The organism is Arthrobacter sp. 05T444, assembly GCF_056395905.1.
In genome coordinates, this window is the sequence record NZ_JBFTKK010000013.1 from 13,904 (window position 1) to 27,522 (window position 13,619).

Genomic DNA, 13,619 nt, shown 5'->3' on the forward strand with positions numbered 1-13,619 from the left:
ACAACCGTCATGGGCAACACCGACACCCCGAAGGAATTCGTCGTCACCTCGTACGCGAAAGCACCTGCCAACGCCATCACAGCCGGAGGTGCCACCTACGCCTACCGCGAGCTGGGGCCAAAGGGCGGCATCCCCGTCGTGTTCCTCGTGCACCTCGCTGCCACAATGGATAACTGGGATCCCCGCATCATCGACCCCATTGCGAAGAACCGCCACGTCATCACCTTCGACCAGCCCGGTGTCGGCGCCTCAACCGGACGGGTTCCCGACAGTATCGAGGCAATGGCCGGAGACGCCTACACCTTCATCCAGGCCCTCGGGTTCGACAAAATCGACGTCTTCTCCTTCTCACTGGGAGGCATGATCGCCCAGGACCTGGCCCTCAAGCATCCCGACCTCGTCCACAAGCTCGTGCTGACCGGAACCGGCCCGCGGGGAGGCAAAGACATCGACAAGGTCGTCGGCACCACCTACTGGGACATACTCCGCGCAACGCTGACACGGTCGGACCCCAAGGAATTCCTGTTCTTCAACCGCAACACCACCGGCAAACCCGCCGCGAAAGCGTTCATCAAGCGTCTTCAGGAGCGCACCGTCGACCGTGACAAGCCGATCAGCACCCGTGCATTCCAGACGCAGCTGAAGGCAATCCAGAAGTTCGGCCGCTCCGCCCCGTCGGACCTGTCCACGCTCACGCACCTCACCCTCATCGCCAACGGCGACAACGACCGCATGGTGCCATCCGTTCTCTCAGAGGACCTGCACCGGCGCATCAAGGAATCCCAGCTGATCATCTACCCCGACTCCGGCCACGGCGGCATCTTCCAGTACCACGCCAACTTCGCCCCTGCCGCCGTCGAATTCCTCGCCCCCTGACCTTCACGCTCGCGACCAGAAGGCACCAATGGGCACCTCACCGTCAACCACGCAACCGCATGTGATAAGACACTTCACTTCCTCGATCCTGCTGTGGGTGCGCACCGACCAGTCCCGCCAAACCGGCATGGACTGCTGGAAGGGCCCGCACTCCGGCATCATCGCCGCCACCCCAGGCCTGTCGGAATACCGGCAGATCCACCTAGCCGAACACAACCCAGCCTGCGGCCCGCCACCACCGGGGCGGAGACCGCTATCCCGGATGACCGGAAGATCGACGGCATCGCGGAAGTCACCTTCCAATCCGCCGCTCTCCCCCTGGGGTTCGCCGACAGAGCGGCCCGCGACGCCTTCCGGTTGAGATGCTTTCCCGCCAGCTGACGCCGCTGGCCTCCGCGATCCACGCCTACGACGTCGACGCCGCCCTCACCTATGTCAGGCAGGGCCAGGCCCTCCCCCACTACGAAGAGTAGAGACGCCGTGGGAGGGACTCGGGCTTCCCGGGATCGTTATACTCATTACTGAGTCCAGTCAGTTTACATCCGGAGGAACCCTCAATGCCTGTCGCGTCCCAGCCGCTCGGACGGCGCGAGCGGAACAAGCAGCAGAAGCTCGATCGCATCACTGCCGCAGCCAGCGAGCTGTTCGCGGAGCACGGGGTCGAGGAGGTCACAACCCAGCAAATCGCCGATAAGGCCGACATCGGCACCGGAACCCTGTTCCTCTACGCCAAAACCAAAGGAGAACTGCTCCTGCTCGTACAGAACGCCCACTACGCCGAAGCGCTCGAGCGGGGCGGGACTCATGCTCAAGCCATCCCGGATGTGCTGGATGCAGTGACGGCCATTGTGCGGCCGATCGTTGAGTGCAACCGAACCCAGGTAGACAACGGGCGCACCTACCTGCGGGAGATGGTCTTCGGCGACCCGACGGAGCCACACCACAGCGAGGCCCTCTCCATCGTCGCGCAGACCGAGGAGGCCATCGCTGCAGTCCTGGGCAGGGAGGAGCTCGCCGGTGCCGGTGATGCCGCAACGACGGCACGCATTGTCTCGGCGATCATGTTTGTCAGCATGGCAGCAAGCGTGAACGCTGCCTTGAGTGCCGAGGCGATCGTGCAGGACATCAGGACCCAGATCAGCCTGCTCGTGCGCCGCTGACGCCTCCGGCAAGAACTTCGACAAGGTCCAATGTCCAGGGCACGCCCCGTGCACTTTGTACGCTGAATAATCCGATCCCTGTGCCGCCCGGCTACCACTGTAGGGGCGGCGGAACCGAACTCGGACTGAGCCGGGCAACAATATAAAGGAAGCTGTCCCGACTCGGCATCACGGTGCACAAGTAATGCCAGAGTTTGGGCAGGGTGGCGAAGGTCCGTTATCGGCGTTGGATTTGCCAAAGGGAGAGCCCAGCGCAGCAAGGAGATGTTTCCCCTTGTTCTGGTCAGATCGCAGAAGTTACCAGCCAACAACCGATGAAGCTCAGACCGCTTACCCTGCAGTTTCATCGCTGGTGTGTTGTTCATACACCACTGTTACCGTGACCAGGTCCTGCCAAGCCATTCCCACACCCTTGAATACACAGGGCCGGCCCAGGGTTCGGGTCAGTTGGGCCTTTAACAGTTCGCGGAGGTTCAGTGGCTTGATCTCCTGCCATTCCTCCACGCTGCGTGCCGGAATGAGGTCTCCGGCTTCCCGCCAGGCCGAGGCTCTGCCTTATAACCGGTGCGGGACAAGCGCCGCCGACAGCTACCGGTTCTTGACGATCGGAGGGAAATCGGCGGATACTAGGCGGTTTTCTCCATGGCTGGCGACTGTACGCTTTCGCGTTGCTCCAAAGCTCCGGTCACCGAGGCTGTGAGGCTGTTGGCGATATGGGTGCGTGCGAGCTCGGCCGCGCCGGCGCCGTCCCCGGCAATGATGAGCTCGAGTATCTGATGGTGCTGGTCCAGGTCGATGGTGCGGGGCTCATCCCCGGAGGGGAGCTCGAGGCCGATGCGGCGGTAGCGGTCGGATTTGTCCCACAGGTCATCCAGGAGCTTGATCATTACGTCGTTGTGCGAGGCGGCGTAGACGGCCCGGTGGAATTCCCGGTGCACTGTTATCGCGTCCTCGCCCCACACCCGGGTGACCGGCAGGAGCTTCTCGGCCGCTGTGCGCATTGCCGCGATATCTGCGTCCGTGCGGCGGGAGGCTGCCAATTCAGTTGCTGATGGTTCAAGTGAGAGACGGACTTCAAGGAGTTCGCGCGCTTCGGAGGCGCTCATGTCGGCCACACGGGAGTCGCGGTGGGTGTCCATGATGATCAGGCTCTCGCTCGCGAGTCGGCGGATCGCTTCACGCAGGGGGGTGATGCTCATTTGCATGTTCTCCGCCAGTTCGTACTGGGAGATGCGCGAGCCAGGGGCAAGGCCACCGGAGAGGATCAGCTGGCGGAGTTCGCTGTACGCCAGACTGCCCTTACTGGAAAAGACGTTCGTGGTGCCCATCTGCTGCTCCGAATCTCTTACCGAGGTGCGCCCCCGCTGCTCTCAGTGTAGAGCGTTGGAAACATCTTATAAGAAGATTCACGAAAGGCTTGTGCTCCGCGTCACCCCGGGCTAGTCTTGAGCCCAAGGTCTTATAAGATATTTGTTCCGAGGGCTTATGCTCCCATCACTACCAGGCCCAGCTTTAGATCAAGTCTTATAAGAAATAAGATACTCAGTCAGGAGAGAGTTCAAAGATGAAAATCGTTTCCGCCCACGTAGGCACCATCCCCATCAGTTCCTCGATCCGGAACGCCTTCATTGACTTCACCAAGATGGACTGCACGATCATCGCGCTCGTCTCCGATGTGTTCGTCGACGGAAAGCCTCTGGTGGGCTATGGTTTCAACTCCAACGGCCGCTACAACGCCACGGGAATCCTGAAAGACCGCATTCTGCCTCGCATCATGGATGCCCCTTCCGAGGATCTTCTCGATGAGGACGGCCAGCTCTCCCCGGAGAAGGCGTGGGACCTGATGATGTCCAACGAGAAGCCCGGCGGCCACGGCGAACGCTCGGTCGCCGTCGGCGTCGCCGACATGGCACTGCACGACCTCGCAGCGAAGATCGCCGGCGTCCCGCTGTACCGGTGGATCTCGGATCACTACGGTGATGGCAACCCGGACAAGGACGTCTTCGTCTACGCCGCCGGCGGCTACTACGCCCCCGGCAAGAGCCTCGAAGACCTGCAGAACGAAATGCGCGGCTTCCTCGCCAAGGGGTACAACGTGGTCAAAATGAAGATCGGCGGCGCCGACCTCGCCGAAGACCTGCGCCGCATCGAAGCCGTGATCGAGGTCCTCGACGGCGACGCTTCCCGCCTGATGGTGGACGTCAACGGCAAGTTCGACCTCGAGACGGCACTGGCGTACGGCAAGGCCATCGACCAGTACGGGCTGTTCTGGTACGAGGAAGTCGGCGACCCGCTGGACTACGCCCTGAACGCCACCCTTTCCGAGCACTACAAAAACCCGATCGCAACCGGAGAGAACCTGTTTTCCCTCCAGGACGCACGGAACCTGGTCCGCTACGGCGGGATGCGCCCGGACCGCGACTTCATCCAGGTCGACCCGGCCCTGAGCTACGGCCTGACCGAATACCGCCGGATCCAGGACATGCTGGCCCAGCACGGCTGGTCCTCACGCCGCTGCATCCCCCACGGCGGACACCAGTTCTCCCTGCACATCGCCGCAGCACTCAAGCTCGGCGGAAACGAGTCCTACCCGGGCGAGTTCCAGCCCACCGGCGGCTTCACTGACGACGCTGTCATCGTCAACAGCCGCGTGGCCCCGGGCGATCTGCCCGGCGTCGGGCTTGAAGGCAAGGCCGAGTTCTACAAGGTCCTGCGCGCACTGCACAACTAACCCCTCTGGTAGTGCCCGGTCCCGGGCAGGGTCACTGCCCGGGACTGCACCTCCCCATTTTTCTCTGTCTGTCGTGCAAAGGAGCACCCAAGATGTCGTCCCACACCATGCAGTACCCGCTACATTCCGCACCGCCCAAGCAGCGATCCCGGTTCGGCCGGCTGATCCGCGAACTCTGGTTCCAAGTTGTCCTGGGCGCCGTCCTGGGCGTCGCCGTCGGGCTGCTTCTGCCGTCCGTCGGTAAACAGCTCACCCCGCTCAGCGACTGGTTCATCGCGCTGGTGAAGATGATCGTCATCCCTGTGGTGTTCTGCGTCGTGTCCCTGGGCATCGCCTCGATGGACAGCCTGCGCAAAGCAGGCCGCATCGGCGTTAAGGCATTGGGCTACTTCATCGCCCTGTCACTGGTGTCGATGCTGATCGGCCTGGTCGTCGCCAATGTGTTCCACCCCGGCACAGGCATGAACATCGATCCGTCCAAACTGGACGCCAGCAAGGTGCCGGAGGCCGCCAGCAAAGGCTTCGACGGCCTCGAATTCGTCAGCAACATCATCCCGGATTCCCTGTTCGGGGCCCTGACCGGCCACACCATCATCGCCGCGCTCATGGTCTCCATCGTGTTCGGTGCCGCCCTGAACGTCTCCGGAGAATCCGGCGCCTTCCTCACCAAGGGCATCCAGGCCCTGTCCACCGTCATCTTCAAGATCGTCAGCTGGGTCATGCGCCTTGCCCCCATCGGCACGTTCGGGGCACTTGCGGCCGTGGTGGCCAACTACGGCACCCAGAGCCTGCAGCAACTCGGATACCTTGTCCTGCTGTTCACCGCAACCTGCATCGTCTACGTCGTCGTGGTCCTGGGCACCATCGCCCGGGCCTGCGGACTGAACATCTTTACAGTGATGCGCTACCTCAAGGCCGAACTGCTGATCGCCCTCAGCACCTGCTCCAGCGAAGCGGTCCTCCCCCAGCTGATCAAGAAGCTCGAAAACATGGGCGTCGGCAAATCCACCGTCGGCATCGTGATCCCGTCCGGATTCTCCTTCAACCTGGACGGATCCGCCGTCTACCTGACCATGGCCTCGGTGTTCCTGGCCCAGGCCGTCGGCATGGACCTCTCCTGGGAACAGCAGCTGGTCATGGTCGGCGTCATGATGCTCACCAGCAAAGGCACCGCGGGTATCGCCGGCGGCGCTTTCATCGTCCTGGCCAGCACACTCAGCTCCGTCGGCGGCATCCCGCTGGCCGCCCTCGCCCTCATCGTCGGCATCGACCGGCTCCTGAACGAAGGCCGCGTGTTCATCAACGTCCTCGGAAACGCAATGGCAGCAGTCGTCGTCGGCAAATGGGAAAAGGACTTCGACCCCGAACAAGCCCGCAAAGCCCTCCACGCCTCAGGCCAGAAAAAGAACGCCATCGAGTCAAACGCACCGACCGCAATTGAAGCGGAAAAGATCGAGGTCCACTAACACAGCACCCCTCAGGGCCGCCGTGCACTCCGCGGCGGCCCTGCCCGCGTGAACCGTAGGCCAACGGCCGCTTTCACAACGCATCCCCAGCCATCAAATTAGGAACGTACCGCACCATGGCTCGCATTCTGATCACCACCGACTACCTCCACCCGGGAGATGCCGTTGACCAGCTCCTGCGCGAACGCGGGCTGGAACCGGTCTACTCGCCATCCCGGGGGCCGCGGACCCTGGAGGAACGCCGCTCGTTGTTCGAGGGCATCTCCGGCGCGATCCTCGCCAGCGAACCGGTCACCGCCGACATGCTCACCGGTGCCGCCTCCCTTCAAGTCATCGCGCGCAGCGGAGTGGGGTACGACTCCATCGACATCCAGGCCGCGGCCGCACACGGGATCAGGGTCTGCAACGCCCCCGGAACAAACCACCACTCGGTCGCCGAACTGACCATCGGACTGATCATCATGGCCGCACGCCGCCTCCTGGAGGTCACCACCGCCGTCCGCCAAGGGCACTGGCCCCGGGAAGCCGGCCATGAACTGCGCGGTTCCACCCTGGGCATCATCGGCTACGGCCCCGGCGGACGAGCCACGGCAAACCTGGGTGTCGCCCTCGGCATGACCGTCCTGGTCAGCACAGCCCACCCGGACCGCGACAACACCGCTGTCCAGTTCACGGACCTCGACACCGTCCTCCGCGACGCAGACTACCTCTCCCTGCACACCCGCGCAGGCCAGAGCACCGGCAAACTCATCGATGGGCCCCGGCTGCAAGCGATGAAACCCACCGCCGTCCTCATCAACACCGCCCGCGGCTCACTCGTGGATGAAGGGGCCCTGGCCAAGGCACTTTCCGACGGCACCCTCGCCGGCGCCGCGCTGGACGTGCTCGAGAGCGAACCCCTGCCCGGCGACAGCCCCCTCCGGGGCCTGGACAACGTGCTCATCACCTCCCACCTCGCCGGACAAACGATCGAGGCACGGACACGGGCGGGGCTGGCAGCCGCGCACGCCGTCATCGACGTCCTCGAAAACCGCGAACCGGCACACCCCGTCGACCGCTAGCCCCGAGTACCGCCAACGACGAAGAAGGATCCTGATGTCGAAACCCCACCGCATCGCAGTCATTCCCGGCGACGGAATCGGCACCGAAGTCGTGCCCGAAGGGCTGCGCGTCCTGGACGCCGCAGCCTCAGCCTTCGACCTGAACCTCACCTACGAGCACTTCGACTACGCCTCGGCTGACTACTACACCCGGCACGGGAAAATGCTGCCCGACGGATGGTTCGAGGAACTGAACCAGTTCGACTCCATCTTTTTCGGCGCCGTCGGGTGGCCCGACGTCGTCCCCGACCACGTCTCACTGTGGGGCAGCCTCCTGCAGTTCCGCCGCCACTTCGACCAGTACGTCAGCCTCCGCCCGGTCAAACTCCTACCCGGCGTGCCCAGCCCCCTGACCGGCAGCGTCCCGGGTGATGTCGACTTCTACGTCGTACGCGAAAACACCGAGGGCGAGTACTCCAGCATCGGCGGGAAGATCTTCGAAGGCACCGACCGCGAAACCGTCATCCAGGAAACCGTCATGACCCGCACCGGCGTGGACCGGATCCTCAAATACGCCTTCGACCTGGTCCGGGCCGGCCTTGATGCCCTCGAGCTTCATCAATTCGGAAATGTGGGCACACAGCTTGGGGATGCCGTCGCTGGCACCGTACTGGAATGAGCGTTCCCCGCTTTCGAGCAGGATCCGCTGGGCGTCTGCAGCGATCCGGTCGAACGGGAGGGCACCGAGGTAAGGTGCACCATTAGCGAACGAGATCATGCCCGGCCGCTGGGCGGCCCTGAACACTTTGCGGACTTCCGAGGGGCGCGCGGCGAGGGTGCGCTGCGCTAGGTGCTGCTGCCGGACGGGGACGCTGACGTCCCCGGGAATGCTGGCAGGGCCTGGAGATGTTTCCACTGATACGGACACGGGATACCTTTCAATCGCGAGTATCCTCCCAGTGTCGCGTTGGCCCGCGAATGCTGTCTAAGACCAAAGTCCGCGGGTTAGCATACCTGGACGGCATGATGCGCTTGAAGCGGCGTGGGCCAGAGCCCAATAGGCGACGGCTGTTCGGTGCAGCTCAAACGGACGATGGCGGGAGGTCCCGCCGTCGTATTGGCCACCGTTGGGCATTACGAGCGGCAGATCACGAGGTCTTTGCGTGTGATTCGGCCGGTTTGCTCGCGTGCGTCGGCAGACATAGGTGGGCGGAGGATGAGCAATGCCTCCGCCGAAGAAGCCATCCAGGAACCCAACTGGGAGTGGCTTGCCTTCAACGCCGCCCTGAACACCCTAAGCGCCGTGACCGGACAAACAGTAGGCCAATTTGGAGCAAGCGCCCCGGCCCGCGAACTCGTGGCCCGCGTCGTCGACGAGACAATTGCCGTGGCACAAACCCAAAGCGTCAACCTATCTGCGGCGAGTTGATGCGGCCCTGGAAAATGCCTACGCGTACGCCGGTGAGCACAAGGCCTCAATGCTCCAGGATCGGGAGGCGCGGCGCCGCACGGAGGCTGACTTCATTGGCGGGGCAATTGTTCGTCTTGGCGAGCATTCAGGCGTTTCTGTTCCCGTGCTCGACCCACTGACCCCACTCGCGGCCGCGCCGATCCGGTAGCAGAATCTTCGGACCGCTGTCGGCGGTTGAACCCAACCGGAAACGAGCTGAAGACGGGCCCGCAGGATACGGGTCTTACCAGGACGGCAGTATGGGCAGCGGGCCGTCAGCCTCGACATTGTCGGTCACACCGCGGGCCAGCCATTCGAGCAATCCCTCGCGGTCGGACATAACGCGCAGGGCACCGTCGCCGATCACCCACTCGTCGCGTTCCTCCGTCACGAGCGTCATCCCCGGCGCCCCCTTGGCGCGCATGGTGCGCACGGCGGCTTCCAGGGCGTTGAGCACAGAGTCCGGGTCCGCTTCCTCTATGGTCCATGCGGTGTCGAGGTCGTGGTGGTGCACCACGATCTCGGCGATCCGCAACGCCACAATGGACGTCGCAGGAATCTGCTTACCGTGCAAGTGCACTTCCTCCGCGGCGATCTCCCCGCCGAGCCGGAGGGCCTCTGCGGCGAAATAGGCGGAGGACTGGCGGAGTTTGCCCAGCAGTTCCCGGCGCGGCAGGGCGGCCAGCTCGGCTATCTCCCGGGCGCGAGCCTCCTGCGAGGCATACAGTTGCTGCTCTTCGCCGGACGTTGCCCAGTCGATGAGCTTGACTAAGGCCTGGCCGTTCGAAGCGATGTGGGCGATGACATCCGCCCGGGTCCAACCCGCGCACAAGGATGGGGTGGCCATTTCGACGTCGGACAGCGACTCTACGGTGGCCATGAACATATCGGTCTCCCGGCCCAGGCGGGACAGGTCCGAGTGCAGGCGTGCGGGATTGATCATAAATTCACCTTATCCATTGGCCCGGACGCCGGCTGGCAATCCGGGCCAATGATTCATATTGAAATCGTACCGATCCATACCGTTTGTGATGGCTGTAAGCGGCACGATGGAAACGGAAGTGCCCCGTCAATGCACGCTTATCCGTGCATCGGCGGGGCACCCGGCATTAGAGTCGCCTGACTCCAACCGTGTGGTCGGTGGTGAATTCAGCAATAGCCCAGTCTCCGTTGAACCGGCCCAACCCGGAGTTGCCCTCGCCACCGAAAGGGACGTGCGATTCGTCATGGACGGGCATCTCATTGATATGCGTCATGCCGGCCTTGATGCCCAGGCCGAATTGCACGCCGCGATCGAGGTCCTGGGAGAACACGGAACTGGAAAGTCCGAACTCTGTGGCATTGGCCAATTCCAGTGCGTGGGCTTCGTTGTTGGCCTTGATGATGCCCACCAACGGTCCAAAGATCTCCTCGCGGGCAATCTCCATGTCGGGACGGACGTCGGCGAACACGTGCGGCGGCACGACCCGGCCTGTGATTTCGCCTTCAAGGACAGCGCGGGCGCCCTCAGCCTTGGCTGTTGCGATTTTCGTTTTCAGCCCTTCAAGCTGGCTGTCGTTAACCACCGGACCCACCAGGGTCTGCGCTGAAGCGGGGTCGCCGAATGGCACTCCAGAGGCCGCCGCGGTGAAACGCTCCACAAATTCATCGTAGAGCGGGGCCTCAACAATGATCCGGTTGACCACCATGCAGATCTGTCCCTGATGCAGGAACTTGCCCAACACGGCAGCTTCCACTGCAGCATCCAGATTGGCATCCGCCAGGACCACCAGGGGCGCGTTACCGCCGAGTTCCAAGGCAACGTGCTTGAGGTGATTACCACCGGCGGCAAGCTTGCCAACATTCTGCCCGATCGGCGTCGACCCCGTGAACGAAATCAAGCCAGGGACGGGATGGGTGACAAAGTCATCGCCGATTTCGGATCCGGCGCCCACCACCACGTTCAGCACTCCCGGCGGCAACCCCGCTTCCTCGAATACCCTCGCGAGGATCAGCCCGCCCGTAACTGGTGTATCACTGGCCGGTTTGATAACCACTGCGTTGCCCAAGGCGAGGGCCGGTGCCACTGAACGCTCGGACAGGTGAAGCGGAAAATTCCACGGGCTGATGACGCCGACCACGCCGATGGGGCGCCGGTAGACCCGCAACTCTTTGCCGGGCGTATTGGACTCGACGATGCGACCGTGGACGCGGGTGGGGAAAGACGACGCCTCCGAGGTAATACCGGCGGCCAGGGACACCTCAACCTGGGCCTTGCCCATGGTGGAGCCGGACTCTTTGATGAGCCAGTCCACAATTTCCTCGCGACGCTCCTCCAGGATCTGCGCTGCCCGGAGAATTACCTGGCGGCGGGCGGCAGGAGGCTGGGCGGCCCACTCCTTTTGCGCCGCTTCGGCAGCCCTATACGCCTCGTCCAGGTCCTGCTTGTTGGCTTGGCGGATGGAAGCCAGCACCGAGTCGTCGAAGGGGTTGGTGACTGTCAAAGTCGTCTCGGACCTGCCCTCACGCCACGTCCCGCCGATGAACTGCTGGGTGACGGGCAGGCCGGCAAAAGTCGCCGTGATTTCCAAGGTGGTCGTTGTCATGGTTTTGCTCCTGGGAGGAGTGGAGTGGGTGAAGTGGAATCGTGGCGGGCCTGCATTGGGTCCGCCGGTGGTCAGAAGACCAAGACAGGCTTGATGACTTCGCCGGATTCGGAAGCGTCGAAAGCGTCGTTGATGTCGGCAAACGCAAACGTTTTGGTCAACTTTTCCAGCGGGAACTTTCCTTGCTGCCAGAGTCGGATGAGCTGCGGAATGAAGACCTGTGGCACGGAATCTCCTTCGATAATGGTGCGGAAGTGCCACCCTTTGAGTAACGAAGCACCAACTTCGAAGGACACCTCTGTGCCCGGGGCCGGGGCCCCGACGAGGGCCACCGTTCCACCGGTCCCCAGGATGCCGGCAGCCTGCCGCAAGACGGCGGGAATACCCGTGGTGTCCAGGGCATAGTCGACGCCGCGCCCACCGGTGATCTGCGCTATCTCTGCTGCCACGTCCGTGGAGCGGCTGGTGATAGCGTGAGTGGCACCAGGTCCTTTGCTGTGGCCAGCCGGGACTCGACGATGTCGACCGCAACAATGGTTGTCGCACCCACAGCCGCGGCGGCCATGAGGGCCGCGCAGCCAACGGCGCCGGTGCCGAAGACAACAATGCTGGAACCCGGACGTACGTCCAATGAGTTGGTGACCGCACCGGCCCCTGTCTGGAGGCCGCAGCCGAGGGGGCCGAGCAACTCCAGCGGAAGATTCCCGTCTACCTTCACGACGCTGCGGGCAGCAACGTTTACGTGCGTCGCGAACGACGATTGGCCGAAAAAGTGTGAGGAGACTGCTGACTCGCCATCGTTCAAGGCTGTGGAACCGTCGGGACGGGTACCCGCGAAATTGCGGCCGAAGAAGTCGCTGCAGTCGGCGGGCCGTCCGGTCACGCACTGCCCGCATACTCCACAGGAATTGGCGGAAAGAACCACAGAGTCTCCGACGGCGACGGAGGTCACCAAGGAGCCGACCGCCTCTACTATTCCTGCCCCCTCGTGCCCGAGAACCGCCGGCAAGGGCGTGGGGTAGACCTGGTCGCGGACGATCGCGTCGGTGTGACAGACGCCGGTTGCGACGAGCTTCACCCTGACCTCGTCGGGGCGGGGCTCATCCAGGGAGAGTTGGACGATCTCGAAAGGGGCTTTGGGCGCCGTAGCGAGGGCAGCAGTGACCTTCATTGGAATGGCTCCTCAGTGTAAGTCTTGAATTGGCGGAAGCTGACACGTGCGGCGCACGGTATGGGGTCGACGGCGGTGAGCGGCTTTCGGGGCCAAGGACCCAACGCTGGGCCTTGCAGCCGTCAAGCGTTTGGTTGCCGAGGAGAGTCCGTGCGTCCGGACCGGTGCCTATACTGTGACACGGAGCACAACGCGCGGGGTTGTCCTCCACGTTTGGCGGGCTTGAGGTAGTGGCTCTGGGCAGTTCCGCCGGGCAGGTTTCCGGTGCGCTGGCGGCGAAGGAGCTCGGCCACGTCGGAGTATATGGAATCTCGGGCACGCCACAGCAACTCGTCCGTTCACCCCGTGCAGTACGCCAGTCGCCGACGGATTTACTCAAGGTGTGCGCGATGCGCCGCGGGCGCTGCATCATCGAACAGTCCGGACGCGAGCTGACGGTCGAACCCGGGGAATTTGGCTTTTACGACACAGCGGTGCCCGACCGGCTCACATTCCACGGCGCATGGCAATGCGAGGTCATGACGGCGCCGTCAACGTCCCTGGGCGCGCCACGTGCGGCCGTTGACGAAGCGCGGTCGCACCCTTGGTCGGCCACAACCGGGGCCGGGACGGTGCTGGCGCAGTTCATCAGTGCCTGCACCTCCATGACTGTGCCCGCATCGGCAGCGAGGAACCACTAGGCCGCGGCCGGTGAAGCACTGCTGGCCAGCGTAGTCCTGCAGGATTATGAGCCCGGCTCCGAGGACATGGCTGAGTTCCTCCGGCATGAAATCGAGTCCTATGTCGATCGAAACCTGCAGGACCCGAACCTGGGCCTGAAGCAGATCGCATCCTCGCACCACGTCTCCGTGCGAACGGTTCAGCGGCTGTTCGTAGGAAGCGGGATGAGGCTGACCGGCCTGGTGCGGCAGAGACGCTTGGAGGCCGTCCGTCGTGACCTTGCGGCTCACCGCACTGCCCATCTCACCATCGCGGAAGGAGCGGCGAGATGGTGCATCCATGACGCTCAGTGGCTCGCCAAGCTTTCAAGTCCGAGTTTGGCATGGCGCCGTCGGAGTTCCGCAAATCCTCCGTGGGGCGTACAAACAGCGAATCTGCGCTGTAGACGCGTTCTTTCGCTGGCAGCAGCACTACTCTTTC

General features: G+C 63.3%; 14 protein-coding genes. 9 read left to right on the forward strand and 5 right to left on the reverse strand.

Features of this window, described 5'->3' with window-relative positions; translation table 11 throughout:
* Positions 1–9 precede the first annotated feature (9 nt).
* A complete protein-coding gene (locus AC1DD3_RS13480; protein ID WP_476881869.1) occupies positions 10–876 on the forward strand; it encodes an alpha/beta fold hydrolase in 867 nt (288 codons plus the stop codon).
* 557 nt (positions 877–1,433) lie between these two features.
* A complete protein-coding gene (locus tag AC1DD3_RS13485) occupies positions 1,434–2,036 on the forward strand; it encodes a TetR/AcrR family transcriptional regulator (RefSeq protein ID WP_230121461.1) in 603 nt (200 codons plus the stop codon).
* Between the two features lie 626 nt (positions 2,037–2,662).
* Here the strand turns inward: AC1DD3_RS13485 and AC1DD3_RS13490 are convergent.
* Positions 2,663–3,364, reverse strand: a complete 702-nt coding sequence (locus tag AC1DD3_RS13490; protein WP_230121460.1) for a GntR family transcriptional regulator — start codon at positions 3,362–3,364, stop codon at positions 2,663–2,665.
* Positions 3,365–3,600: 236 nt separating this feature from the next.
* Between AC1DD3_RS13490 and AC1DD3_RS13495 the strand changes: the two genes are divergently transcribed.
* From AC1DD3_RS13495 to AC1DD3_RS13520, 6 genes are all read left to right on the forward strand, one after another.
* Positions 3,601–4,767, forward strand: coding sequence for a mandelate racemase/muconate lactonizing enzyme family protein (locus AC1DD3_RS13495; RefSeq protein ID WP_476881870.1), 1,167 nt, complete (start codon positions 3,601–3,603; stop codon positions 4,765–4,767).
* A gap of 92 nt (positions 4,768–4,859) precedes the next feature.
* Positions 4,860–6,233: a cation:dicarboxylate symporter family transporter gene (locus AC1DD3_RS13500; RefSeq protein ID WP_476881871.1), complete on the forward strand. Its 1,374-nt coding sequence runs from the start codon at positions 4,860–4,862 to the stop codon at positions 6,231–6,233.
* Between the two features lie 116 nt (positions 6,234–6,349).
* Entirely contained in the window at positions 6,350–7,294 is a 945-nt protein-coding gene (locus AC1DD3_RS13505; RefSeq protein ID WP_476881872.1) for a phosphoglycerate dehydrogenase, read from the forward strand.
* Positions 7,295–7,328: 34 nt separating this feature from the next.
* Positions 7,329–7,952: an isocitrate/isopropylmalate family dehydrogenase gene (locus AC1DD3_RS13510; RefSeq protein WP_476881873.1), complete on the forward strand. Its 624-nt coding sequence runs from the start codon at positions 7,329–7,331 to the stop codon at positions 7,950–7,952.
* Between the two features lie 537 nt (positions 7,953–8,489).
* On the forward strand, positions 8,490–8,702 hold the full coding sequence (locus tag AC1DD3_RS13515; protein ID WP_476881874.1) for a ketopantoate reductase family protein: 213 nt from the start codon (positions 8,490–8,492) through the stop codon (positions 8,700–8,702).
* A gap of 49 nt (positions 8,703–8,751) precedes the next feature.
* A complete protein-coding gene (locus AC1DD3_RS13520) occupies positions 8,752–8,892 on the forward strand; it encodes a ketopantoate reductase C-terminal domain-containing protein (RefSeq protein WP_476881875.1) in 141 nt (46 codons plus the stop codon).
* A gap of 75 nt (positions 8,893–8,967) precedes the next feature.
* Here the strand turns inward: AC1DD3_RS13520 and AC1DD3_RS13525 are convergent, their stop codons facing one another.
* The 4 genes from AC1DD3_RS13525 to AC1DD3_RS13540 form a co-directional block, all read right to left on the reverse strand.
* Entirely contained in the window at positions 8,968–9,666 is a 699-nt protein-coding gene (locus AC1DD3_RS13525; RefSeq protein WP_476881876.1) for a maleylpyruvate isomerase family mycothiol-dependent enzyme, read from the reverse strand.
* Positions 9,667–9,832: 166 nt separating this feature from the next.
* Entirely contained in the window at positions 9,833–11,308 is a 1,476-nt protein-coding gene (locus tag AC1DD3_RS13530; RefSeq protein ID WP_476881877.1) for an aldehyde dehydrogenase family protein, read from the reverse strand.
* A 71-nt stretch (positions 11,309–11,379) separates the two neighbouring features.
* Positions 11,380–11,757, reverse strand: coding sequence for a zinc-binding dehydrogenase (locus AC1DD3_RS13535; protein ID WP_476881878.1), 378 nt, complete (start codon positions 11,755–11,757; stop codon positions 11,380–11,382).
* Positions 11,742–12,479, reverse strand: coding sequence for an alcohol dehydrogenase catalytic domain-containing protein (locus AC1DD3_RS13540; protein WP_476881879.1), 738 nt, complete (start codon positions 12,477–12,479; stop codon positions 11,742–11,744). The genes AC1DD3_RS13535 and AC1DD3_RS13540 overlap by 16 nt, the downstream gene beginning before the upstream one ends.
* Before the next feature lie 200 nt (positions 12,480–12,679).
* Between AC1DD3_RS13540 and AC1DD3_RS13545 the strand changes: the two genes are divergently transcribed.
* On the forward strand, positions 12,680–13,159 hold the full coding sequence (locus tag AC1DD3_RS13545; protein WP_476881880.1) for an AraC-like ligand-binding domain-containing protein: 480 nt from the start codon (positions 12,680–12,682) through the stop codon (positions 13,157–13,159).
* Positions 13,160–13,619 lie beyond the last annotated feature (460 nt).

What these genes read in the sequence shown, in the direction of transcription:
- AC1DD3_RS13515 (WP_476881874.1), top strand. Translation starts at nt 8,490, where the DNA reads ATGAGCAATGCCTCCGCCGAAGAAGCCATCCAGGAACCCAACTGGGAG.
- AC1DD3_RS13500 (WP_476881871.1), top strand. Translation starts at nt 4,860, where the DNA reads ATGTCGTCCCACACCATGCAGTACCCGCTACATTCCGCACCGCCCAAG.
- AC1DD3_RS13520 (WP_476881875.1), top strand. Translation starts at nt 8,752, where the DNA reads ATGCTCCAGGATCGGGAGGCGCGGCGCCGCACGGAGGCTGACTTCATT.
- AC1DD3_RS13505 (WP_476881872.1), top strand. Translation starts at nt 6,350, where the DNA reads ATGGCTCGCATTCTGATCACCACCGACTACCTCCACCCGGGAGATGCC.
- AC1DD3_RS13530 (WP_476881877.1), bottom strand. Translation starts at nt 11,308, where the DNA reads ATGACAACGACCACCTTGGAAATCACGGCGACTTTTGCCGGCCTGCCC.
- AC1DD3_RS13510 (WP_476881873.1), top strand. Translation starts at nt 7,329, where the DNA reads ATGTCGAAACCCCACCGCATCGCAGTCATTCCCGGCGACGGAATCGGC.
- AC1DD3_RS13540 (WP_476881879.1), bottom strand. Translation starts at nt 12,479, where the DNA reads ATGAAGGTCACTGCTGCCCTCGCTACGGCGCCCAAAGCCCCTTTCGAG.
- AC1DD3_RS13480 (WP_476881869.1), top strand. Translation starts at nt 10, where the DNA reads ATGGGCAACACCGACACCCCGAAGGAATTCGTCGTCACCTCGTACGCG.
- AC1DD3_RS13495 (WP_476881870.1), top strand. Translation starts at nt 3,601, where the DNA reads ATGAAAATCGTTTCCGCCCACGTAGGCACCATCCCCATCAGTTCCTCG.
- AC1DD3_RS13490 (WP_230121460.1), bottom strand. Translation starts at nt 3,364, where the DNA reads ATGGGCACCACGAACGTCTTTTCCAGTAAGGGCAGTCTGGCGTACAGC.
- AC1DD3_RS13485 (WP_230121461.1), top strand. Translation starts at nt 1,434, where the DNA reads ATGCCTGTCGCGTCCCAGCCGCTCGGACGGCGCGAGCGGAACAAGCAG.
- AC1DD3_RS13525 (WP_476881876.1), bottom strand. Translation starts at nt 9,666, where the DNA reads ATGATCAATCCCGCACGCCTGCACTCGGACCTGTCCCGCCTGGGCCGG.